The organism is Limnohabitans sp. Bal53 (assembly GCF_003063355.1).
Lineage (GTDB): Bacteria > Pseudomonadota > Gammaproteobacteria > Burkholderiales > Burkholderiaceae_C > Limnohabitans_A.
The window spans coordinates 918,169-941,743 of record NZ_NESH01000002.1; the positions used below are offsets into that span (position 1 = coordinate 918,169).

Consider the following 23,575-nt stretch of genomic DNA (forward strand, 5'->3'; position numbering starts at 1 on the left):
CAGGGGGTTTACATCACTTGGCAGGGCTGACTGCAGCGCTGACCACAGCGTTGTTGGACAAGCCCCAAACATACGAAGCGAGGACGTGGATCTGGCCTTCGGTCAGTTTGTCAGCCTGAGCGGGCATCTGGTTGACCTTGCCGTTGTTGATGATTTTCACAATCGCGTTCTCACCCCAACCGTGCAACCAGATGTCATCGGTCAGGTTGGGCGCGCCCATGGCGTGGTTGCCTTTTCCGTCCATGCCGTGACAGGCTGCGCAAGCACCGAACTTGGATTTGCCCAGTTGTGCGCGCAGCGAATCGTGCGGACTGCCCGACATGCTCAGCACGTAGTGCGCCACGTTGCGCACGTCTTCGGGCGTACCCACGGCAGCGGCCATGGGCGGCATGTTGCCGGCTCGGCCTTGCAACAAGGTGGTTTTGATCGCCTCAGGTGTGCCGCCGTACAACCAATCGCCATCGGCCAAGTTGGGGAAGCTCTTGCTGCCGCGTGCGTCAGAGCCATGGCACTGTGCGCAGTTGTTCATGAACAAACGGTCACCAATGGCCAGGGCTTGCGGGTCCTTGGACACCTCTTCGGGCGGCATGCCCGAGAACTTGGCGTAGAGCGGGGCCACTTCGGCATTGCCTTTGGCCAATTCGGCCTCGTACTGACCGGCCGACGACCAGCCGAATTTACCGGCAAAGTTGCCGGCACCGGGGTACATGGCCAAATACACAAAGGCAAAAAGCGCCGTGATGATGAACAAGCCGACCCACCAGCGGGGCAGCGGGTTGTTCATCTCGCGCAGGTCACCGTCCCAGACGTGGCCGGTGGTGTTGTCGTTGGCGGTCATGGCCTTGGCCTTGCCACTGAACCACAACAAAAGCAGACAGGCAATGATGCTGACCAGCGTGATGCCGGCCACATACAAGTGCCAGAAGTTGCTGATGAAGTCACTCATGGAGTTTCCTTGAAGTATTTTTTTAGAGTTCTGGAGGACCGCTCAGTCGTCCTGACGAAACGGCAATTGCGCCGCTTCGTCAAAGCTGGCTTGGTTGCGCCGCGACCAAGCCCAGACCACGATGCCGATGAATGCCAAGAAGGCAAGGACGGTCACGATAGATCGGAGAGTATTGATGTCCATGGCTGAGCCTTATTTGCGGTGAACGCCAAGCACTTGCAGGTAGGCAATGACGGCATCCAATTCGGTTTTGCCTTTGACTTCATCGGCTGCTTTGGCCAACTCTTCATCGGCGTAAGGTGCGCCCAAGGTCCGCAAGGCCGACATGCGTGCCACCACCGTGCCGTGGTCGGCCGCTGTCTTTTCCAGCCATGGGTAAGCGGGCATGTTGGATTCGGGGACCAAATCACGGGGATTGGTCAAGTGAATGCGGTGCCACTCATCGCTGTAGCGGCCACCCACACGGGCCAAATCAGGACCGGTGCGCTTGGAGCCCCATTGGAAGGGACGGTCGTAGACGAATTCACCGGCCAGCGAGTAAGAGCCGTAACGCAGGGTTTCAGCGCGGAAGGGGCGAATCATTTGTGAGTGGCAGTTGTAGCAGCCTTCACGCACATACACATCACGCCCGACCACTTGCAGTGCTGTGTAGGGCTTGAGGCCCGGCACCGGCTCTGTGGTGGACTTCTGGAAGAACAAGGGCACGATCTCGACCATGCCGCCCACCAACAAAACGATGAAGATCAGAACGATCATCAAAAAGTTATTGGTCTCGACTTTCTCGTGTGACAAGCCGCCTGATTTTTGGTTTTGAGCCATGTTTTATTTCTCCTCAGTGTGCAGGTGCGAGTGTCGGGATCCGAACTTCCACAGAGCGTCCCATGGACATGGTCTTGAAAGTGTTCCAAAGCATGATGACCATGCCACTCAGGTACAACACGCCGCCGAGCAAACGCAAGGCATAGAACGGGAAGGTGGCTTTGACAGACTCCACAAAGGTGTAAGTCAAGGTACCGTCGGCGTTGATGGCGCGCCACATCAGGCCTTGCATCACACCGGCAATCCACATCGCAGCGATGTAAATCACGATGCCGATGGTGGCGGTCCAGAAGTGGATTTCAATGGCCTTGACGCTGTACATCTGCTTTTGGCCGAACAAACGGGGAATCAGGTAGTACATCGAGCCCATGGTCACCAGACCCACCCAACCCAAAGCACCTGAGTGCACATGGCCCACGGTCCAGTCGGTGTAGTGGCTCAAGGCGTTCACGGTTTTGATGGACATCATCGGGCCTTCAAAGGTCGACATGCCGTAGAAAGACAGGGACACGATCAAGAAGCGCAGGATCGGGTCGTCGCGCAGCTTGTGCCAAGCGCCCGACAAGGTCATGATGCCGTTGATCATGCCGCCCCAGCTGGGGGCCAACAAGATGAGCGAGAAGACCATGCCCACGGACTGGGTCCAGTCAGGCAAAGCGGTGTAGTGCAGGTGGTGAGGGCCGGCCCACATGTAAGTGAAGATCAACGCCCAGAAGTGCACGATCGACAGGCGGTATGAATAGACGGGCCGCTCGGCTTGCTTGGGGATGAAGTAATACATCATGCCCAGAAAGCCGGCCGTGAGGAAGAAGCCCACGGCGTTGTGGCCGTACCACCATTGCACCATGGCGTCTTGCACGCCTGCATAAGCAGAATACGAGTGCAGCAGGCCTGTGGGCAACTGGATGTTGTTGACGATGTGCAACAAAGCCACGGCGATGATGAAAGCACCAAAGAACCAGTTGGCCACGTAAATGTGACGCACTTTGCGAATGCCCACCGTGCCAAAGAACACAAAAGCAAACGCCACCCAGACCACCGCGATCAGCAAGTCAATGGGCCAAATCAGCTCAGCGTATTCCCTGCTTTGGGTCAGGCCCAAAGGCAACGAAATGGCCGCCAAGACGATGACCAGCTGCCAACCCCAAAAGGTGAAAGCGGCCACTTTGTCGTTGATCAGGCGCACATTGCAGGTGCGCTGCACCACGTAGTAAGCAGCGGCAAACAAGCCACAACCACCGAACGCGAAAATCACCGCGTTGGTGTGCAAGGGCCGCAGACGGCCATAGCTGAGCCAGGAAATACCGAAGTTGAGTTCCGGCCAGGTCAGTTGGGCCGCGATGATCACGCCAACCAGCATGCCCACCACACCCCAAACCACCGTCATGATGGCGAATTGCCTGACAACTTTGTCGTTGTAGGTCGTCGCCTGCATATTGGCAAATTGCATTTTCACCTCTTGTTTTTAAAAAAATCTACTTTTGAAGTGTGCCCGGGTATTTGCCTGGGACACTTGATCAAAATCAATCGTCACGCAAAATCCGATCGCCTTCGGCCTCAATGTCTTCAAATTGGCCTCGGTCAATCGCCCACCACAGACCCGCCAAAATGAAAAAAACCAGGGCCACAGACAAAGGAATCAGCAAATAAAGAATGTCCATGCTGTTTTTCTCAAACGGGTTGAAGAACCATCGCCTGCTGCTGCAGCGACTCGGGCAAGGCCTGCGACAGGCGCAAAGCATTGAGCACCACCAGCAATGAGCTGAGCGCCATGCCCAGTCCTGCGGCCCATGCAGGCAACCAGCCTATCAAGGCCAGCGGCACACAAGCGGCGTTGTAGGCCGCCGCCCACCACAGGTTTTGCCGCACGATGCGCATCGTTTGGCGGCTGCGCTGCACCGTGCTGACCAGCACTTCGAGCTGCCCACCCATCAACACAAAATCGGATTTGGACTGCGCCAGCGGCACCGCTTGGCCCAGAGCGAAGGACACATCGGCCCCGGCGAGCACTGGCCCGTCGTTCAGGCCATCGCCCACCATGGCCACTTTGTGACCTTGGGCCTGCAAGGCCTGCAAGGCTTGCAATTTGTGCTGGGGACTGCAGCCGCCTTGCGCATCCACGATGCCCACGACCTGCGCCACCTGGGTCACCGCAGCCGGGCCGTCGCCCGACAGCACCTTCATGCTCAAACCCATTTGCGACAAAGCACGCACCACACCCGCCGCCTCGGGGCGCACTTGCTCGGCCAACTCAAAGCTGGCCAGCCAGCCCGAGGCATCGGCCAGGCTGACCTGCAGGTGGTGCCCTGCGCGTAACGGGGCCGCGCAAAAAGCGGCCGAGCCCAAACGCATGGTTTGTGCGGCTTGGCCTGGCAAAGTCAAGGTGGCTTGCACCCCCTGCCCTGCCAGCTCGCTCACGTCGAGCGCAGCCAGCGCTTCCAAAGCTTGCAAACGTCCGGCGTCTTCGGCGCAACGCCTTGCCTGCGACCACAGGGCACGCGAGACCGGGTGCAAGGAATGCCGCGCGAGACTGCCTGCCCAGTCCAGGGCCTGAGCCTCGCTCACACCGTCGCGGGTATGGATGCGGGCCACTTCAAAAGCATCACGCGTCAAGGTGCCGGTTTTGTCAAAAATCACGGTGTCGATGAGCGACAGGTTTTGCAGGGCGCTCAGGCGCCGCACCAGCACGCCGCTGCGCGCCAATGCACCAGCCGTGGCCAACATGGCCGCAGGCGTGGCCAACGACAAGGCACAAGGGCAGGTCACGATCAACACCGCGACCGCCACCATCACCGCATGCGCAGGGTCGGTGGGCCACCAGTAAATGGCCGAAGCCAGCGAGGCCAGCATCACCGCCACCAAAAAGGGTTTGGCCCAGCGGTCCACCAGCTGCGCCATGGCGGGCTTGGAAACCGAGGCGCTTTCCATCAGTGCCACGATTTGCGCATAGCGGGTGGCCGCGCCAATTTGCTCGATTTGCACCTGCAGCGTGCCGCTCAGGTTGTGGCTGCCTGCAATCACTCGCTCACCCGCGCTCCGCGCCAGCGGGCGCGACTCGCCTGTCAGCAAAGCTTCGTCCACCTGGGTCTGGCCCGCCAGCACCAGGCCATCGCCCGCAAAAGCCTCGCCGGGCAATACCTCGATCACATCCCCCACTTGCAAGCGACGGATGGACATGAGGGCCCAAGTGCCATCGCTTTGGCGCTTGCGCACGCTGTCGGGCAAGCGGTTGAGCACCGCCTCTAATGCCCCGGCCGTGCGGTCGCGCATGCGCAACTCAAGCCAGCGCCCTGTCAGCAAAAAGAACACGAACATGGTGAACGAGTCAAAAAACACCTCGGCCCCAAAGGGGCCCTCCGGCTCGAAGGTGCCCAGCGTGCTCACGACAAAAGTCACCACCATGCCCAGTGCCACAGGCAAATCCATGCTGATCTGGCGCTCGCGAAGGTCGCGCCAGGCCTGGCTAAAAAACGGGGTGCAAGAGAAAAACATCACCGGCAAAGACAGCACCCAGGACGCCCAGCGCAGCAAATGCACCGCTTCGTCCGAGATCTCGCCCGGCTGCGTGAGGTACGTCGGTGTGGCGTACATCATGACTTGCATCATGCACATGGCCGCCACCGCCCAACGCCAGACCATGCGCCGGGCCTCCTCGCGCCGGCGCGCATGGGCGTGGGCATCGTTGGCGGGCAAGGCCTTGTAGCCATGGCGCTCGACCGAGCGCATCCATTCGGAGGGGCGCGTGAACTCGGGCGACCAGACAATCTGGCCCCGGTGACTGGCACCGCTGATTTGCACCGACTGCACGCCGGGCACGGCGCGCAAAGCATCTTCCAGGGTGATGGCGCAGGCCGCGCAATGCATGCCCTCGAACACCACGCTGGAGCGCCAGCAGCCCGATTCGGATTTTTCGGGCAGGCTGAAGGCGGCCCACTCCTCGGGCGCGTCGAGCAGTTCCAGCCGCTGCTGCGGGGTGTCGTGCTCGGCGGATGCCCGTGCCACCGATTCCACCGCGTGATGGGGGGTCGGGTTCAGGCTGGGCAAAACATTGACTTGGGTCATGTTTCGAAGATACGACAGCCCGCTCGATCAAAGCTTGATGTACATCAAGCGCGTCCGTTTGCTGCTCTTTTAAGCTGGGTTTTTGTCACTTTCAACAGGAGCACCCCATGTACAAACGCATCCTTGTGGCCACAGACGGCTCGACCTTGTCCAAAAAAGCGGTGACCAGCGCCATCGAACTGGCGGCCACCTGCGGCGCAGAGCTGATCGCCATCAAGGTGGTGCCCCGTTACCCACAGGCCTACTTTGAAGGCAGCATCCCCTTGTCCAGCGAAGAAATATCGCGGGTTGAAAAACAATGGACTGAATCCGCCCAAGCGCAGTTGGCCACGGTCGAAAAAAATGCCAAAGCCAAAGCTGTCAGCACAAAAGCCATCACCGTCAAATCGGATGTGGTCTCGGACGCCATCATTGCGGCGGCCAAAAAGCACAAAGCCGACCTGATCGTCATGGCCTCGCACGGCCGCAAAGGCATCAAACGCCTGCTCTTGGGCAGCGAAACACAGCAGGTGCTGACGCATTCGCACATCCCGGTGCTGGTGCTGCGCTGATCGGCACCTGAGGTTACGCATAGCCACGTGCTGTGTGCACGGCAGTGATACGGCGCAGCGCGTCGATGTGAAAGCTGCGGCTTGAATGTGTTAAAAAGTTTTAATTAACTAAAATAAATTCACTTCAACCCTGCCGACCCGACCATGAGCACACATTTCAGGTTTCGCCGAATCTCCGACCGACCAAGACCCAACCAGCCTTGCTCACTTTGGTCAAAAGCCCTGGGCATGGTTTGGCTCATCGCTTTAGGACTGGGTCTGGCGACAGCGCAAGCCCAGACGCTGACCATCGAGAGCTGGCGCAAAGACGACCAGATTTTCTGGGACAAGGTCCTGATCCCGGCCTTTCAGCGTCTGCACCCTGAGATCAAGTTGCAGTTCAAACCCGAGGAGCCACTGGCCTACGATTCGCGGCTGGAGGCCAGGCTGTCCACCCGGCGCGCAGGCGACCTGATTTTTTGCCGACCTTTTGATGCCAGCGTGCGCATGCAGGCCAAGGGCTATCTTCTGCCTTTGAAAGAAGAGGCCCTCCAAAACTTCAATCCACAGGCTCGCCGGGCTTGGACCACCGACGACGGCAGCACCACTTACTGCCTGCCCGTGGCCTATGTCATGCATGGCCTGTTCTACAACAAGAAAATCCTGCGTGACTTGAAGCTCGAGCCCCCAAAGACTTGGGAACATTTTTACCAATTGCTCACCCGAGTAGCGGCCAACAAGACGGTGACCCCTTTGGCACTGGGCACCGCCGACATGTGGGAATCGACCCAGGTGGTGTTCACCGGCTTGGGCCCCAACTTTTGGGAAGGTGAAAAGGCCAGGCAAGGGCTGATGGAGGGCACCGTTAAATTCACCGACCCGGGCTTTCTCAAGGCTTGGGGCATGATGGCCCGGCTCAAACCCTACATGCACCCGGAACAAAACAGCATGTCCAACGGCGACATTCAGCTGCTGTTTGCCACGGGCAACGCGGCGGTCTATCCCTCAGGCTCTTGGGACATCGACTTTTTGCGGAGCACCAGCTTTGCTTACAAAAAGCCCATCGAGTTGGGTGTCTTCAAGCCTCCTGTTGAACATGACGGCCAGGCTTGCCACATCTCGGTTCACCCCGATTTCGGCATCGGGGTGAACAAGAACAGCCCGAACCAGGACGCTGCACTCAAATTCATCGCCTGGCTGGGCACCGCCGATTTCGCCCAGTTGCTCACCGACACGTTGACTGGCTACTTTCCTTTGGCGGACCACCCGATCCAATTCAATGACCCCTTGGGCCAAGAGATGATGAATTGGCGACGCAGCTGCCAGGACACGATCCGCCTGAACGCCCAGAAAATCAACCGCGTCTGGCCTTCCATGGAAGAGGAGCTTTGGTTTGCCAACGTCAAAGTTCTCAACCAAGACATCACGCCCGAACAAGCGGCTCGGCACATCCAGAGCGTGCACGAGAAAAACGCGTACCTCAAATGAAGGGCACGGAAATGGCCGCAGGATGCGGCCATTTCAGGCAAGGCGCGTCATCGGCGGGTGAAACCCCTCAAACCGAAAACAGGTTTTTGTACTGATCACGCAGCAGGTTTTTTTGCACCTTGCCCATGGTGTTGCGCGGCAACTCGGCCACCACAAAACAGCGCTTGGGAATCTTGAAGTTGGCCAGTTGGGCCTTGAGTTCGGCCAAAACCGCTTCAGGTTGCACCTTGGCCCCGGGCTTGGCAATGACCACCGCCACGCCCACCTCGCCAAAATCGGGATGGGACACACCAATGACGGCGCTTTCGGCCACGCCAGGCATCTCATTGATGTAGCCCTCGATCTCGGCCGGGTAAACGTTGTAGCCGCCGCTGATGATCAGGTCCTTGCTGCGGCCCACAATCGTCACATAGCCGCGCTCATCCACTTTGCCCACATCACCCGTCTTGAAATAACCATCGGCGGTGAATTCTTCGGCCGTTTTTTCGGGCATGCGCCAGTAGCCCTTGAACACATTGGGGCCCTTGACCTGGATGCCGCCAATCTCGCCCACCGGCAGGTCTTGCCCGTCATCGCCGCGCACCCGCAGCGACACCCCGGGCAAAGGAAAGCCCACGGTGCCACCCCGGCGCTCAGTCTGCTGGCCATAGCGCTGATCTGCTGAATAAGGGTTAGACGTCAGCATGGCGGTCTCGCTCATGCCGTAGCGCTCCAAAATCGTATGCCCGGTGCGCTGCTGCCATTCGGTGAAGGTCTCGATCAACAACGGTGCCGAGCCCGCGATGAACAAGCGCATGTTTTTTGTCGCTTCGCGCGTCAGGCCCTGTTCGGCCAACAAGCGCACATACAGCGTGGGCACCCCCATGAACACCGTCGCTTCGGGCAATCGGGCCAGCACCCGCTTGGGGTCAAATTTGGCCATCCAGATCATCTTGCTGCCATTGATCAGCGCGCCATGTATGGCCACAAACAAACCGTGCACATGGAAGATCGGCAAGGCATGGATCAGCACATCGCCCCGGCCCTCAGGCCCTCCGGTAGCTGACCAACCCCAGTAATCCTTGAGCGTCAACGCATTGCTGAGCATGTTGCCATGCGTCAGCATCGCCCCCTTGCTGCGCCCAGTGGTCCCACTGGTGTAGAGGATCGCGGCCAGGTCATCGGCTTGCCGGGGCACGGCGCTGTGCTGATCGCTGTGGTGGGCTGCGCGGTCCAGCAAGCTGCCCGTGCGGTCATCCCCCAGGGTGAACACATGCTCAGTCCCAGCCTTGAAAGCGATCTTGCTGACCCAGCCAAAGTTGGCGGGGCTGCACACCACCACCGCAGGCTCGGCATTGCCAATGAAGTACTCGATCTCAGCACTCTGGTAGGCCGTGTTGAGCGGCAAAAATACATACCCGGCGCGCAGCGTGGCCAAGTACAGCATCATCGCCTCGACCGATTTTTCCACCTGCACGGCCACCCGACTGCCCTCGGGCAAGCCCAGCGATTGCAGCAAATTGGCCATCATGGCCGTGGCACGGTCCAGGTCTTGCCAGCTGTAGCGCAGGCCTTCATCGGTCTCGACCGCCGTGGCCGTCAAGTCAGCCGGAAAAGCAGCCCGCAGGGCCGAAAACAGGTTCTCGTGGGTCATGGTTGCAAAATCACAAGGTTTAAAAAAGCATGAAAAAGGGCCCGATCACAGGCCCCATTTTTCATGCCATGAGGGTATCAATCGAGCTTGGCCCCAGAGGCCTTGACGACCTGCGACCACTTGGCCAGCTCTTTCTTGATGAAGGCATCAAACTGGCCTGCGGTGAGGTTGGGGAACTCCGCGCCTTGGTTGGCCCAGACAGCTTTGGCCTCGTCGGTCTGGCAGGCAAGGCGGAACTCCTCGATCGCACGCGCTTGTGCGTCGGCAGGTGTTCCCTTGGGGGACCATACACCGTACCAAGTGGACACGGTGTAATCGGGCAGACCCAACTCGTCCGAGCAAGGCACATCAGGGAAAGCGGCATTGCGCTTGGCTCCTGAGACCATGAGGGCCTTGATGCGGCCGCCCTTGATGTGCGCCGCCGACGAGCCCAGGCCGTCGAACATCATGTCCACGTTGCCCGCAATCAGGTCTTGCAAGGCCGGGCCAGCACCCCGGTAAGGGATGTGGGTGATGAAGGTCTGGGTCTGCAGCTTGAACAACTCGCCCGCCAAATGGTGCGAGGTGCCACCACCTGCAGAGCCATAGTTCAAGCGTGCGGGATTCTTTTTGACAAAATCCAAGAAGGCCTTGAAGTCAGCCGCCTGGACTTTCTTGGGGTTGACCACCAGCACCTGAGGCACGCTGGCCACCTGAATCAGAGGGATCAGGTCACGCTCCAGATCGTAGTCCAGGCGGTGGTACATGCTGGGCGCGATGGTGTGGTGCACCGCCCCCATGAAATAGTTGTAGCCATCGGGCGTTGCCTTGGCCGCGATGCCGGCCCCCAGCGTGACGCCCGCTCCACCACGGTTGTCAATGATCAGCTGCTTGCCCGTGAGCTTGGCGAACGCGGCCGACATGGGCCGGGCAAAAGCGTCCGTGCCGCCGCCCGCAGGAAAGGGCACCACCATGTTCACAGGCTTGCTGGGCCAGCTGCTTTGGGCCTGAGCCCACAAAGGCAAAGAGCCTGTGACAGCGGCCATGGCCTTCAAAAAATCACGACGTTGGGAAAAATTGAACTGATCGGTCATGAAGTGTCTCCTTGTTTTAAGTAGACGCACCATAAAGTCAAGCCTCATTCAAAGAACAGCCCATGTAAACCCCCATGGCCAGAAATGTCACCGTGGTGTCTTGCGAGACCATGCCATCAACCAGATGCCGCCCAACATCATCGGCACGCACAGCCACTGCCCCATGCTCATGCCCAAACTCAAGAGGCCCAGATGCGCATCAGGTTCGCGGAAAAATTCGGCCACGAAGCGGAAAAAGCCATAGCCCAGCAAGAACGCACCTGAAACCTGGCCGGTGGGTCGGTCTTTGCGGGCGAACCACCACAACAACACAAACAGCAGCAAACCTTCCAGCGCAATCTGGTAGAGCTGCGAAGGGTGACGCGGCAAATCGCCCGCCCCCCGGAACACCATGCCCCATGGCAGCGAGGGGTCAGTCACCCGGCCCCAAAGTTCGCCGTTGAGGAAATTGCCCACCCGACCGGCGGCAAGACCTGTGGGCACACACGGCGCGACAAAGTCCATGACCTGCAAAAACGGCCGCTCGCGGGTGCGGGCAAACCAGACCATGGCCAGCATCACGCCCAGTAAGCCCCCATGAAAACTCATGCCGCCTTGCCAGATGGCGAAGATTTCGAGCGGGTTGGACAGGTAATAAGCGGGTTTGTAAAACAGGCAATACCCCACGCGCCCGCCCAAGATGACACCAAGCACACCCAAAAACAGGATGTCTTCCACATCGCGTTTTTGCCATTGCGGCAGGTGTTTGAAGGGCGCATGGCCCAGACGCCGCACGCCCAGCCAGAAAAACAGGCCAAAGGCGGCCAAATAAGTCAGGCCATACCAGTGGATGGCCAAGGGCCCCAAATGCAGGGCGACGGGGTCAATTTGAGGATGGATCAGCATGTCTGGATTGTGCACCGGAGATGCGCCCTAAAGGACACAAAGGCCTGGCAAGCGCCCGTTAGAATGTGGCGACCTTCTTTTGGGCTTCTACTGAGACACCACCATGAGCGACAAAATCATCCCGATCACCCCCATCAACAGCCGCAGCGCCAACATCACCGAGGGCAAATCGCGCGCCCCCAACCGGTCGATGTACTACGCCATGGGCTATGAACAGAGCGATTTCGTCAAACCGATGGTGGGCGTGGCCAACGGGCACAGCACCATCACCCCTTGCAACAGCGGCCTGCAAAAGTTGGCCGATGCCGCCATTGAGGGCATCGAAGCCGCCGGTGGCAACGCCCAAGTCTTTGGCACCCCCACCATCTCGGATGGCATGGCCATGGGCACCGAGGGCATGAAATACTCGCTCGTGTCGCGCGAGGTGATTGCCGACTGCGTGGAAACCTGCGTGCAAGGCCAGTGGATGGACGGCGTGCTGGTGGTCGGCGGTTGCGACAAGAACATGCCCGGCGGCCTGATGGGCATGCTGCGCGCCAACGTGCCCGCCATTTACGTGTACGGCGGCACCATTTTGCCGGGCCGCTACCAAGGCAAAGACCTGAACATCGTGAGCGTCTTCGAAGCCGTGGGCGAAAACGCTGCAGGCAAGCTGAGCGACGATGACCTGCTCGAGATCGAAAAGCGCGCCATCCCCGGCACGGGTTCGTGCGGCGGCATGTACACCGCCAACACCATGTCTTCGGCTTTCGAAGCGCTGGGCATCTCTTTGCCCTACTCCTCCACCATGGCCAACGTGCACGACGAAAAAGTCGAATCGGCCAAAGAGTCGGCCCGCGTTTTGGTGGAAGCCATCCGCAAAGGCATCAAGCCGCGCGACATCGTGACACGCAAGTCTATTGAAAACGCCGTGGCCGTGATCATGGCCACCGGGGGCTCGACCAATGCGGTGTTGCATTTCTTGGCGATTGCCCACTGCGCAGGTGTGGAGTGGACCATCGACGATTTCGAACGCATCCGTCAGCGCACGCCCGTTTTGTGTGACCTCAAGCCCAGCGGCAAGGCCTTGGCAGTTGACTTGCACAAGGCAGGCGGTATTCCGCAAGTCATGAAGATCTTGCTCAACGCCGGTTTGCTGCACGGTGACTGCATCACCATCACCGGCCAGACCATCGCCGAGGTGCTCAAGGATGTGCCAGACGCCCCGCAAGAGCAAAGCGTCATCCACACCATCGAAAACGCGATGTACAAGCAAGGCCACTTGGCCATCCTCAAGGGCAACCTGTCGCCCGAAGGCGCTGTGGCCAAAATCACCGGCCTGAAAAACCCGGTCATCACCGGTCCAGCCCGCGTGTTCGACGACGAGCAATCAGCCCTGCAAGCCATTTTGGCAGGCAAGATCCAGGCTGGTGATGTGATGGTTTTGCGCTACCTGGGTCCCAAAGGCGGCCCCGGTATGCCCGAAATGCTGGCCCCCACGGGCGCGCTGATCGGTGCAGGCTTGGGTGAAAGCGTAGGCCTGATCACCGACGGCCGTTTCTCCGGCGGCACGTGGGGCATGGTGGTGGGCCACGTCGCCCCAGAAGCCGCAGCTGGCGGCACCATCGCCTTTGTGCATGAAGGCGACAGCATCACCATCGACGCGCACAAGCTGATTTTGGAACTCAACGTGCCCGAAGCGGAACTGGCCAAGCGACGCGAAGGTTGGAAAGCCCCCGAGCCCCGTTACACCCGTGGCGTGCAGGCCAAGTTCGCCTTCAACGCATCGAGCGCCAGCAAAGGCGCTGTTCTCGACTTGTATTGACGCGTTCTTGACGCCCACAAAAAAGCCGCTGTCAAGCGGCTTTTTTGTGGGTCCATGGTTTTTACAAAACCTTCAGGTCGGCTCCATGCCGCCCTGAACAGGGGTTCACAGACCGATGGCGGCGATACCAGCTTTGGCGATTTGAGCGTCTTCGTTCGACTTCACGCCACTCACACCGACTGCGCCCAAGCAAAAACCGTCCTTCATGATCGGCACACCACCTTCGAGCATGCCTTGGATCGTCGGGGCCGACAAAAAGGAAGCGCGTCCACCATTGATCACGTCTTCGTAAACCTTGCTCTCGCGGCGACCCAAGGCTGCGGTGTGCGCTTTGGACGGGGCGATGTGCGCAGACACCGGTGGGGCACCGTCCAGACGGGCAAAGTGCAACAAATGGCCACCCGCATCCACAATGGCGATACTGACCGCCCAATTGTTTTGGAGGGCTTCGGCTTCGGCCGCTGCGGCAATGGCTTTGACATCGGACAGTTCGAGACAGGACTGAGTTTTCATGGGCGTGAGGATCTTAAAAATGAAAACCACAAGCATACACGCGCGCTGCCCGTTGATTGCTCACCCCAATGCAAAAGTGATTCACCCGGATAACCCCATCATCTGCCGGAAATCCCTGGCTTTTGTACCCCGCCCGGTTGGGGCCCCTACAATGAACAATCCTTTTTCTAAGGCCTTTTCAGGAGATACACCATGAGCGACCTTCGCACCCTCAATTCCGCTGGCTGGGGCCATGTGGACCTGGCGGCACGCAACCGCGTTCTGCGCAACACCTATTGGCTGCTGGCACTGAGCATGCTGCCCACTGTGCTGGGTGCTTGGGTCGGCGTGAGCACAGGCATCACCCAATCCCTGACAGGCTTCATGGGCCTGATCGTTTTCCTGGGTGGCGCATTTGGTTTCATGTTCGCCATCGAGAAAACCAAAAACTCGGCCGCTGGCGTGCCCGTGCTGCTGGCCTTCACCTTCTTCATGGGCCTGATGCTCTCGCGCATGATCGCCATGGTTTTGGGCTTCAAGAACGGCTCCGACCTGGTGATGACCGCTTTTGCAGGCACTGCCGGTGTGTTCTTTGTCATGGCCAGCTTGGCCAGCGTCATCAAGCGCGATCTGTCGGGCATGGGCAAATGGCTGTTTGTTGGCGCCATGGTCCTGATGGTGGGCGGCATCATCAACGTGTTCGTGGGCTCCACCGCCGGCATGCTGGTCATCTCCACTTTGGCCATCGGCATCTTCAGCGCCTTCTTGCTGTATGACCTCAAGCGCATCTTGGATGGAGGCGAGACCAACTACATCAGCGCCACCTTGGCCCTTTACATGAGCGTGTTCAACATCTTCCAAAGCCTGCTGGCATTGCTCGGCATCATGGGCGGCGAACGCGACTGATCTGCTTTGCATGCGCAAAAAAGGCTCCCTCGGGAGCCTTTTTTGTTGGTTCCGGACGAATGCCCGGCCTCCCATTGAGCGGCTTCAGGCCAACTCAAACACCGCCATGCTCTCCACATGGGCCGTGTGCGCAAACATGTTGATCACCCCTGCGGCCACGCAGCGGTAGCCAGTGCGGTGCACCAGAATGCCCGCATCACGGGCCAGGGTAGCGGGGTTGCAGCTCACATACACAATGCGTTTTGGCGGTGTCCAGCCCTGGCGAAGATCATGGTTTTCGTGCAATTCGGCCAGCGCCTTGCTCAGGGCAAAGGCGCCTTCGCGCGGCGGGTCCACCAGCCATTTATCGGCCGTGCCGTCGGCCACCAGCATCTCGGGCGTCATCTCAAACAAATTGCGCGCCACAAACTGTGTAGGAGCCAATGTCTGACCTTCGGGCCGAGTGGCTTGGTTGCGGGCGTAGTTGTCACGTGAACGCGCGACCAGGGTCTCGGCGCCTTCAATACCCAGCACTTCGCCCGCTTGCGTGGCGAGCGGCAAGGTGAAGTTGCCCAGGCCGCAGAACCAGTCAATGACCCGCTCGGTCTTTTGTGCTTGCAGCAGGCGCAGCGCGCGGGCCACCAACACGCGGTTGATGTAGGGATTGACTTGGGTGAAATCAGTGGGCCGAAACGGCATGGTGATGTCAAAGTCGGGCAGGCCGTAACTGAGCTGCACCCCACCCTCGTCCAGCAAATGCACCGTGTCCGGGCCTTTGGGCTGCAGCCACCACTGCACCTGGTGCTCGGCGGCAAATGTCCTCAACAGGGCTTTGTCGCCATCACTCAAGGGCTCCAGGTGGCGCAGCACCAAAGCCGTGACCTCGTCGCCGCAGGCCAGCTCCAATTGGGGCAAGGTTTCGCGGGATTCCATCTGGCCGATCAAGGCGCGCAATGGCAGCAACATGCGGCTGACATGGGGCGGCAGAACTGGGCACACTTTCATGTCAGCGATGTAACGGCTCTTGCGCTCGTGGAAGCCAATCAGCACTTCACCTTTTTTGATCACATAACGCACCGACAGGCGAGCGCGGTAGCGGTAGCCCCAAGTCGGCCCCTCGATGGGGCGCAGCATGGTTTCGGATTTGACTTTGCCAAGGTGCCACAGGTTGTCTTCGAGCACGCGTTGCTTGATGGCCACTTGGGCCGAGGCCTCCAGGTGCTGCATCTTGCAGCCGCCGCAGGCACCCGCATGCAAACCAAAATGCGGGCAGCCGGGACGCACACGCTGGGACGACTCATGGTGGATCTGGGTAACGGTGCCCTGCTCCCAGTTGTTCTTTTTGCGGTGAACATTGACCGAGACCAGCTCAAAAGGCAAAGCACCTTCGATGAACACGACTTTGCCATCAGCTCGGCGGGCGATGCCTTGGGCATCCATGTCCAAGGAGCCCACACGCAGCCAGCCCTCTGGCAGGTCGGCGCTGGAGTGGCTGGGTTCGTCGGCGTGGGCTTGGGATAGGGAAATGTCTGGATCGCTCATCCCCTGATTGTCTCAGGATGTGAGGCCGCCCTTAAGGGCCCAGCACACAGTTTCGCTAGGAAACTTCAGGTCCAGGCCTGCAGGTATTCTTGCCAGTGCGGCTCTTGCGGGGCCAAGTTGCCCAACTCGTCTTGGACAAAGGCGATTTCTTGCTCGTACTCGGCCTCGGTGAAGCCGCCGCGCATTTTCTGAAAGCGGCAATAAAGCAAATAGGTGTTCATCACATCGGTTTCGCAGTAACGCCGGATGTCTTCGGTGTGCCCGGCCTGGAATTGCGCATAGACCTGCGAGCCGTCCATGCCCAGCTTGCCGGGAAAGCCGCACAGCTTGGCCAGTGCGTCCATAGGGGCGTTGTTTTTGGGCGTGTATTTGGCCAACAGGTCCATCAGGTCCAAGTGGCGCATGTGGTAGCGCGAGATGTAGTTGTTCCACTTGAACTCACGGTCATCGTCGCCCAGGTCCCAATACTTATCGGCCACCACACCGTGCATCAAGCCTCGGTAATGCAGTACCGGCAAATCGAAGCCACTGCCGTTCCAGCTGACCAACTGCGGTGCGTGCTTTTCAATGGCCTGAAAAAAGGTCTGCACCACTTTGGCTTCGCTGTGGCCATCGCGGTCCACAAAGGAGTGCACGCGCAAACCCTCGGCATTGCGAAACACGCAGCTGATGCACAAAATGCGCTGCAGGTACAAGGGCATGAAATCACTTTTGCCCTCTGCCACCCGCTCGGTCTGCCACTGCGCGTGCACCTGCGCATCGCTCAAGGCTGCGTCATTCGGGTTGAGCCGACGCCAACCCGCCATGTCGGGGATGGTTTCGATATCGAACACCAGAACAGGCCAAGGCATGGTTCGAGCCTGCGCTTGTGAAGATCGACCCAACAGCTTGGCGCTTCAGCGCACAGGCAGGTATTTCGCCGGATCCACCGGTTTGCCTTGGCGGCGGATCTCAAAATGCAGCTTCACACGGTCTGCATCGGTCTTGCCCATTTCGGCAATTTTCTGGCCCTTGCGCACTTTTTGATCTTCCTTGACAAGCAAGGCTTGGTTGTGCGCATAGGCGGTCAAGAAGGTGTTGTTGTGTTTGAGAATGATCAAGTTGCCATAGCCGCGCAAGCCTGCACCGGCATAAACCACTTGGCCATCGGCAGCCGCCAGCACCGGGTCACCCGCTTTGCCGGCAATGTCCAAACCTTTGTTTTTGGCCTCGTCAAAGCCACCGATCACGCTGCCACTGGCGGGCCAGGCAAAACCCAATCCCTCGTCGTTGGCAGACGGTGCGGGCACGGGTGCTGCCGCAGGCTTGGCGGGCGTCGCCGCTTCGGTGCTGCCCCCCATCGGCTGAACCACCACGCCATTGGCGGCAACCGTGGCGTTTGGAGGAGCCACGCGCAGGACTTGCCCCACTTCGATCAAGTGGGCATTGGGCAGGTTGTTCCAGCTGACCAAATCGCGCCAGGACTGGCCATGGTCCAAGCCAATTCGTGTCAAGGTGTCGCCACGCTGCACCGTGTAATAACCCGGCTTACCGGCGTTTTCCGCGCCCGGCAGGACTTTCACTGTCTCGGCTGCAGGCGCGGCTACCGGTGCACTCATTTTGGGGCTGGTACCGCGCGTTTCTACCGGGGCTGGCGCCCGAGGTGAGGAGGTGCAACCTGCCAACACCAGCAGTGTCAAAGCTGCGAGCCAAAAACGGGAAACTTCACGAAACATCATCCGGTGCCATTCTTTCATGCGATCCCCGATTTTAGAGGTACAAAATGAACCGCTTCCAGAACTTGTCGATCAAAGCCCGTGGCGGTTTTGCGAATCACCACCAGCGCCTGGTGCCCCGAGGCCGTAACCGTGGGGGCCACCAGCCGAGCCCCTACGGCCAACTGATCCAACCAAGCCAGAGGTACATCATCGCCTCCCGCGGCCGAAATGATCCCGGCGTAAGGCGCGCCTTTAGGAAACCCCAGCATGCCGTCCCCCAATAAAAGGTGCACATTGGGCAAGCGAAACGGCAGCAGATTTTTCTTGGCTTTTTCGTGCAAGCCGCGCAAACGCTCGATGCTGTAGACCTCGCTGGCCACCAGGCTGAGCAAAGCCGCTTGGTAGCCGCAACCCGTCCCAATTTCCAGCACGCGTCCCAGTTTGCCCGGCGCATCTTGTCGCAGCAACTCGATCATGCGGGCCACAACGTTCGGTTTGGAAATCGTTTGCCCCAAACCAATCGGCAAGCTGGTGTCTTCATAGGCCTGACCTGCCAAGGCGGTTTCGACAAAACGGTGCCGCTCCACCTGGCCCATGGCCTGCAAAACCCACAGATCTTGCACGCCCTGTTCGGCCAATTTGGCCACCATTCGGGCACGCACCGCACTCGAATCCAAACCCAAACCGCTGGAAACAGGCCTGGCGGACACGGGTGAAGATCGCCCCGGCATCGGGCTGGGCAGCCCATTGCGTGCCACCAGCCCCGCTGCAGGGTGTGGATGGACCGGGGCGGCCTTAGGGCTCAACGAAGCCGCGGTCTGCCCCCCGGCAGGAGGCAATTTGGCAGGGAAGCTGGGCCTGGCTTTCATGCCCCGTCCTGTGACCACAGGCGAGCGCAGGTCTGGCTCCAGGCCTGCAAGTGATCGTGTTCGGTCAAATCCACTTTCAGTGGTGTCACCACCACATGCCCCTGGTCAGCCGCGTGGAAATCGGTGCCTGCGCTGTCGTCCATGGCTGCACCGGCAGCGCCAATCCAGTACATGGTCTGGCCCCGCGGGTCCACCTGGGTGATGACCGGCTCGGCCGCATGCCGCCGCCCGAGGCGACACACCTTGGGTGACTTGATCTGATCCAAAGGCAAGTTGGGGATGTTCACATTCAACAACCAAGGCCGCGTGCCGATCAGGCTCTGCCGCATCATTTCTTGGACCATGCGCGCCACGGTGCTGGCGGCCGCATCCAGGTGCGCCCAGCCTTTGTCGATTTGCGACACCGCAATGGCCGGAATGCCAAACAAATACCCCTCCATGGCGGCGCCCACGGTACCGGAATACAAGGTGTCGTCCCCCATGTTGGCCCCGTTGTTGATGCCCGAGATCACGAGATCCGGGCGATAGCCCAACAAGCCCGTCAAGGCGATGTGCACACAGTCTGCAGGCGTGCCATTGACATACCGAAACCCGTTGTCTGCCCGGTTCACATACAGCGGCGTGTGCAGGGTCAAAGCATTGGATTTGGCACTGTTGTTGTGCTCTGGGGCCACCACTTCGACATCGGCCATGTCCTTGAGCGCGTTGTACAAGGCCACGATGCCCTCGGCCCGAAAGCCATCGTCGTTGGAGATCAGGATTTTCATAGATGAGCGTTTGTTCAGTCGGCCATTGTAGGGCGATGCCCCAGGTGCGCAGGCCCACCAAATAAAGGCCACGATGGCGGCCAAAACAGGCGGCGCTCAGGCCCTGCGCAGGCGGTCGCTAGGGGGACACGAAGGGCAGCGCCTGAATGCCTAAGATCAGCCTTTTGATCCCTGATTTCATTTGGAGACACGGCATGCATGCTTGGCTTTGCGAGAACCCCACGGGCGTTGACGCCCTCACCTGGAAAGAACTGCCCACCCCCACACCCGGGCCAGGTCAGGTACTCCTTCAGATTGAGGCGGCCAGCCTGAATTTTCCAGACCTGCTGATCGTGCAAAACAAATACCAGATGAAGCCCGAGTTGCCCTTTGTGCCGGGCTCGGAGTACGCCGGCACGGTGCAGGCCGTCGGCGAAGGCGTGACGCACTTGAAAGTTGGACAAAGCGTGGCCTGCCTGTCGGGCACTGGCGGCTTTGGCACCCACACCTTGGCTCCAGCCAAACTGTGCATGCCTTTGCCCGCCGGTTTTCCGGCCACCGATGGCGCGGCCTTCATCATGACGTATGCCACCTCGCACCACGCGTTGGTGGACCGCGCGGCCCTCAAAGCGGGTGAGACCGTGCTGGTGCTCGGCGCTGCAGGCGGCGTGGGCACGGCGGCCATTCAGATTGCCAAAGCCATGGGGGCCAAAGTCATTGCAGCGGCATCTACCGACGAAAAATGCACACTGTGCACCACACTGGGCGCCGATGCCACCATCAATTACAGCCGCGAAAACCTGCGCGAGGCCCTGAAAACCCTCACCGAAGGCAAAGGCCCCGACGTGGTGTATGACCCCGTGGGCGGCGAGCTGGCCGAACCTGCTTTTCGCTCCATCGCCTGGCGTGGGCGCTATCTGGTGGTGGGCTTTGCAGGCGGTCCTATCCCCTCTCTGCCACTGAACCTGCCCCTGCTCAAAGGTGCATCGCTGGTGGGTGTGTTTTGGGGCGACTTTGCCAAACGCGAACCCCAAGCCAACGCGGCCATGATGGGCGAGCTGGCCCAGTGGTACGGCCAAGGCAAGATCAAACCCGTGCTGGACCGCACCCTGCCCATGAGCGACCTCAAAGCAGCGTACGCCCTGATGGGTTCACGCAGCGTCAAGGGCAAACTGGTGATGGTCAACTGATGGGCTGAAAACGGCCCCGTTGCAAGGGGCTGTGTCCAAGTATCTATGGTTTGCACAACATCGCGTGGCTTAGGTACTCTGCACTTGATCAGTTTCTGACTCAGCTGTTGCTGCCCCCCTAATGCATGCGCAAAGCCATCCGTGGGCAAAATACCTGTTGAATTCGGCTCGATCGCACAACATCTTTTATATCATCTGATTGGAGCTTTTTGTGCCAGACCGAATTCAATCAATTCAGGGGTAAGTAGTGGAGACATTGACCAGCCTATCTCAAAAATGAGCAATCGAAGATCCCTGTAGAAGTCTGAATTGATCTGTTTATGATTGCTTTGGCACAAATGCCTTGATTGCAGCAAAACCGTGGCGCTCATGAAAATTCTTTTTGTCCATCAAAACTTTCCTGGCCAATACAAATACCTCGCACCAGCATTGGCACAGCAAGGACACGAAGTTACAGCACTCGGCATGGCTGAACGGCCATCAATGCCAGGAATTCGATATTTTCGATATGGTGTACAGCGCACAAGCAGCAAAACCACGCACCCCTTTGCACATGATTTTGAAACCAAAGTAATTCGTGGCGAGGCTTGTTTACGAGCGGCAGCACAACTGGCTCATCAGGGCTACACACCTGATCTGATTTGCGCACACCCTGGCTGGGGAGAGCCTCTGTTTCTGAAAGAACTGTGGCCTCACACAAGGCAACTGCACTACCTGGAGTTTTACTACCGAAGCACCGGACAAGATGTCGGCTTTGATCCGGAATTTGGTAAGACTGTTCTTTCAGTTCAAGCTCGATTGGTGGCCAAGAATGCCAATAATTTGCTGAACCTGTCACTGATGGATGCGGGAATTTGCCCAACCCATTGGCAATTTAGCACCCTGCCAACTGAATACCAAGCCAAAGTTCAGGTTATCCACGACGGTATCGATGCCCAGACTGTTCGGCCAGATCCAATGGCCACGGTCACGCTGATCGATGATCAAAATCGCTCACTCACCCTCACGCCCCGTGACAAAGTCATCACTTACGTGGGACGAAATCTGGAGCCGTTTCGAGGCTACCACCAATTCATGCGGGCATTACCCATTGTTTTGCGACAGCACCCGACTGCCAAGGTCGTGATTATCGGTGGAGATGGTGTCTCCTATGGCGCACCTCCTGCCAGTGGCACGTGGAAAGCGCAGTTTCTCAACGAGGTTATCGGACAAATCGACATGAGTCGGGTTCATTTCGTCGGCCATCTGCCATACAACAAATTCATCCAAACGCTCCAGTGCAGCACGGTGCACACCTACCTCACTTACCCGTTTGTCGTCTCATGGTCACTTCTGGAGGCCATGAGTCTAGGTGCTACCGTTGTAGCGTCGGATACAGCCCCAGTGAAAGAGGTCATACAACATGGTGAAAACGGTTGGCTCGTCGATTTTTTTCAGCCTGAATCGCTGGCCAACCAAATTATCGAATGCCTCAATGACACATCTCGTCAGTTGAAAATCAAGCAAGCCGCCCGGGAAACAGTGCTCAGTCGCTACGACCTAACCACCCACTGTTTGCCGCAACAAATGGCTTGGATTCAGGCCCTGCTGGCACAAGGCTGAACCACGACCTAATTCTGTCCATGGCTTGAGCGGGTTCAAGTCCTGCGTACAGAGCCAATTGCAATTGAGCTTGCAGATAACTCAACCGACTTTGTGCCAGATCTCGTGCCGTTTGCGCCAATGCTTGCTCGGCATTCAAAACATCAAGTTGTGTACGGCTTCCGGCTTGAAATGAGCGACGACTCGACACCAGTGCTTGTCTTGCCGAAAAGGCAGCTTGGCGCAAAGCTTCAATGCGCGATCGCCCCTCTTGCACCAATCTGAACTGACCCTCCAAGCGCTGCGCCAATTCATCGCGCGTGGCCAGCAGCCTGTGTTCAGCCTCATCCACCCGTGCCAATGCCTCACGCACCGCTGCCTGGGATGCGCCGCCTTGGTACAAGGGCCAATTGAACTGCAAACCCAGCTGATGGTTACGGTAACTGCCACCGGAGTTGAACACATTCTCGCCTTCACTACGGGTCCAGCGCGCCACCGCGTCCACTGTGGGCATATCGATAGACTGTGCCTTGGTTACTTCGTATTGCGCAGCTTGAGCGCGAGCACGCAGAGCACGTAATTGGGGATGGTTGTTTGCCCGCTCAAGCCAAAGGGTCAATGCATCCAAGGCAGGTTCTTTGTTCCAAGGGTCTTCAACAGTCAACAGTGCAAATTGACCCAAACTGCGGCCTCCCAAGCGTTCCAGCTGTCGACGGGTCATTTCGATTTGCAACTGCACCTGAAGCTCCTGAGCGCGTGCTGCATCCAACCGCGCACGGGCCTCATCAACGTCTGTACGCACCCCCGAACCCGCCAGGAGCGAGCGCTCGGCTGCTTGCAGCTGTGTGCTGGAGGCCAGCTTCAAGGCCAACACATAGTCTCGCTGCTGCATCGCCAACAAATGTTCAAACAAAGCCCCACTCAATCGGGACAACAGGTCCTGCTCAGCATTTTCTTGCAGGGCTTTGGCCTCGTCATGCGCACGCACAGCCTGTTCGATGCTTGCTGCCAGGCCCAACCTCAACAATGGCTGGCGAATTTGCAGGGTCTGGTTGGAACTCTCGTACCGATCTTGCCGAGACATCATTCCCAGCTGGTTGGAAAACCGGTCTGCACTCAATATGACCTGGGGCAGACCCTGCGATTGAGCCTGAGGCAATCTCTCAGCAGCTGCAGCTACTGCGGCGCGCGCGGCCTTGACAGCAGGATCATGCCCCACAGAAATTCCATACAAATCGGGCAAAGTCAGGCGCTCGGCACGGACGCCAGTTGCGGCTGCCAAACAACTGCCCCCCAAAACAAACCACAGCATGCAACGGCCGATCACGCACAT

At 58.9% G+C, this 23,575-nt stretch carries 22 protein-coding genes; 6 read left to right on the plus strand and 16 right to left on the minus strand.

Annotated features, from left to right (window positions below; genetic code table 11):
* Positions 1-13: 13 nt before the first annotated feature.
* From ccoP to B9Z50_RS09360, 6 genes are all read right to left on the minus strand, one after another.
* Positions 14-946: a cytochrome-c oxidase, cbb3-type subunit III gene (gene ccoP / locus B9Z50_RS09335; protein ID WP_108363507.1), complete on the minus strand. Its 933-nt coding sequence runs from the start codon at positions 944-946 to the stop codon at positions 14-16.
* A 42-nt stretch (positions 947-988) separates the two neighbouring features.
* The gene (locus B9Z50_RS09340) at positions 989-1,129 is read right to left on the minus strand and encodes a cbb3-type cytochrome c oxidase subunit 3 (RefSeq protein WP_090046611.1); all 141 of its coding nucleotides are present in this window, start codon (positions 1,127-1,129) and stop codon (positions 989-991) included.
* 9 nt (positions 1,130-1,138) lie between these two features.
* Positions 1,139-1,765 (minus strand): cytochrome-c oxidase, cbb3-type subunit II, encoded by a 627-nt coding sequence (gene ccoO, locus B9Z50_RS09345; protein WP_108363509.1) that lies wholly within the window; start codon positions 1,763-1,765, stop codon positions 1,139-1,141.
* A 13-nt stretch (positions 1,766-1,778) separates the two neighbouring features.
* The gene (gene ccoN, locus B9Z50_RS09350; protein ID WP_108363511.1) at positions 1,779-3,215 is read right to left on the minus strand and encodes a cytochrome-c oxidase, cbb3-type subunit I; all 1,437 of its coding nucleotides are present in this window, start codon (positions 3,213-3,215) and stop codon (positions 1,779-1,781) included.
* 73 nt (positions 3,216-3,288) lie between these two features.
* Positions 3,289-3,426 (minus strand): cbb3-type cytochrome oxidase assembly protein CcoS, encoded by a 138-nt coding sequence (ccoS, locus tag B9Z50_RS09355; protein ID WP_062405104.1) that lies wholly within the window; start codon positions 3,424-3,426, stop codon positions 3,289-3,291.
* A gap of 10 nt (positions 3,427-3,436) precedes the next feature.
* Entirely contained in the window at positions 3,437-5,827 is a 2,391-nt protein-coding gene (locus tag B9Z50_RS09360; protein WP_108363513.1) for a cation-translocating P-type ATPase, read from the minus strand.
* A 107-nt stretch (positions 5,828-5,934) separates the two neighbouring features.
* On the opposite strand from B9Z50_RS09360, the gene B9Z50_RS09365 reads away from it, so the two are divergent.
* Both B9Z50_RS09365 and B9Z50_RS09370 read left to right on the plus strand, forming a co-directional pair.
* Complete coding sequence (locus B9Z50_RS09365; protein ID WP_108363515.1) at positions 5,935-6,378, plus strand: universal stress protein; 444 nt, start codon at positions 5,935-5,937, stop codon at positions 6,376-6,378.
* A gap of 228 nt (positions 6,379-6,606) precedes the next feature.
* Positions 6,607-7,845 (plus strand): ABC transporter substrate-binding protein, encoded by a 1,239-nt coding sequence (locus tag B9Z50_RS09370; protein WP_108363517.1) that lies wholly within the window; start codon positions 6,607-6,609, stop codon positions 7,843-7,845.
* A 67-nt stretch (positions 7,846-7,912) separates the two neighbouring features.
* Here B9Z50_RS09370 and B9Z50_RS09375 read toward each other — a convergent pair whose 3' ends face one another.
* From B9Z50_RS09375 to lgt, 3 genes are all read right to left on the minus strand, one after another.
* On the minus strand, positions 7,913-9,478 hold the full coding sequence (locus B9Z50_RS09375; RefSeq protein WP_108363519.1) for a malonyl-CoA synthase: 1,566 nt from the start codon (positions 9,476-9,478) through the stop codon (positions 7,913-7,915).
* A gap of 77 nt (positions 9,479-9,555) precedes the next feature.
* The gene (locus tag B9Z50_RS09380; RefSeq protein WP_108363521.1) at positions 9,556-10,551 is read right to left on the minus strand and encodes a tripartite tricarboxylate transporter substrate binding protein; all 996 of its coding nucleotides are present in this window, start codon (positions 10,549-10,551) and stop codon (positions 9,556-9,558) included.
* A gap of 87 nt (positions 10,552-10,638) precedes the next feature.
* Positions 10,639-11,436, minus strand: a complete 798-nt coding sequence (gene lgt / locus B9Z50_RS09385) for a prolipoprotein diacylglyceryl transferase (protein ID WP_108363523.1) — start codon at positions 11,434-11,436, stop codon at positions 10,639-10,641.
* 103 nt (positions 11,437-11,539) lie between these two features.
* On the opposite strand from lgt, the gene ilvD reads away from it, so the two are divergent.
* Positions 11,540-13,240 carry a dihydroxy-acid dehydratase gene (gene ilvD, locus B9Z50_RS09390; RefSeq protein ID WP_108363525.1) on the plus strand — a complete coding sequence of 567 codons (1,701 nt, stop codon included), beginning with the start codon at positions 11,540-11,542 and terminating at the stop codon, positions 13,238-13,240.
* Positions 13,241-13,345: 105 nt separating this feature from the next.
* Here the strand turns inward: ilvD and B9Z50_RS09395 are convergent, their stop codons facing one another.
* Positions 13,346-13,753, minus strand: coding sequence for a heme-binding protein (locus B9Z50_RS09395; protein WP_108363745.1), 408 nt, complete (start codon positions 13,751-13,753; stop codon positions 13,346-13,348).
* A 192-nt stretch (positions 13,754-13,945) separates the two neighbouring features.
* Between B9Z50_RS09395 and B9Z50_RS09400 the strand changes: the two genes are divergently transcribed.
* Positions 13,946-14,638: a Bax inhibitor-1/YccA family protein gene (locus B9Z50_RS09400; protein ID WP_108363527.1), complete on the plus strand. Its 693-nt coding sequence runs from the start codon at positions 13,946-13,948 to the stop codon at positions 14,636-14,638.
* Between the two features lie 84 nt (positions 14,639-14,722).
* Here the strand turns inward: B9Z50_RS09400 and rlmD are convergent, their stop codons facing one another.
* From rlmD to surE, 5 genes are all read right to left on the minus strand, one after another.
* Positions 14,723-16,159, minus strand: coding sequence for a 23S rRNA (uracil(1939)-C(5))-methyltransferase RlmD (gene rlmD, locus B9Z50_RS09405; RefSeq protein ID WP_199221701.1), 1,437 nt, complete (start codon positions 16,157-16,159; stop codon positions 14,723-14,725).
* A 65-nt stretch (positions 16,160-16,224) separates the two neighbouring features.
* On the minus strand, positions 16,225-17,010 hold the full coding sequence (locus B9Z50_RS09410; protein WP_108363529.1) for a 3'-5' exonuclease: 786 nt from the start codon (positions 17,008-17,010) through the stop codon (positions 16,225-16,227).
* Positions 17,011-17,055: 45 nt separating this feature from the next.
* Positions 17,056-17,877: a peptidoglycan DD-metalloendopeptidase family protein gene (locus tag B9Z50_RS09415; RefSeq protein ID WP_370463069.1), complete on the minus strand. Its 822-nt coding sequence runs from the start codon at positions 17,875-17,877 to the stop codon at positions 17,056-17,058.
* Positions 17,878-17,891: 14 nt separating this feature from the next.
* Complete coding sequence (locus B9Z50_RS09420; RefSeq protein WP_108363531.1) at positions 17,892-18,725, minus strand: protein-L-isoaspartate(D-aspartate) O-methyltransferase; 834 nt, start codon at positions 18,723-18,725, stop codon at positions 17,892-17,894.
* Complete coding sequence (surE, locus tag B9Z50_RS09425) at positions 18,722-19,492, minus strand: 5'/3'-nucleotidase SurE (protein ID WP_108363533.1); 771 nt, start codon at positions 19,490-19,492, stop codon at positions 18,722-18,724. The genes B9Z50_RS09420 and surE overlap by 4 nt, the downstream gene beginning before the upstream one ends.
* Positions 19,493-19,686: 194 nt before the next feature.
* On the opposite strand from surE, the gene B9Z50_RS09430 reads away from it, so the two are divergent.
* Positions 19,687-20,661: an NADPH:quinone oxidoreductase family protein gene (locus B9Z50_RS09430; RefSeq protein WP_108363535.1), complete on the plus strand. Its 975-nt coding sequence runs from the start codon at positions 19,687-19,689 to the stop codon at positions 20,659-20,661.
* Between the two features lie 369 nt (positions 20,662-21,030).
* The gene (locus B9Z50_RS09435) at positions 21,031-22,263 is read left to right on the plus strand and encodes a glycosyltransferase family 4 protein (protein ID WP_108363537.1); all 1,233 of its coding nucleotides are present in this window, start codon (positions 21,031-21,033) and stop codon (positions 22,261-22,263) included.
* Here the strand turns inward: B9Z50_RS09435 and B9Z50_RS09440 are convergent.
* Positions 22,187-23,575, minus strand: a complete 1,389-nt coding sequence (locus tag B9Z50_RS09440; RefSeq protein WP_158270656.1) for a TolC family protein — start codon at positions 23,573-23,575, stop codon at positions 22,187-22,189. The genes B9Z50_RS09435 and B9Z50_RS09440 overlap by 77 nt on opposite strands.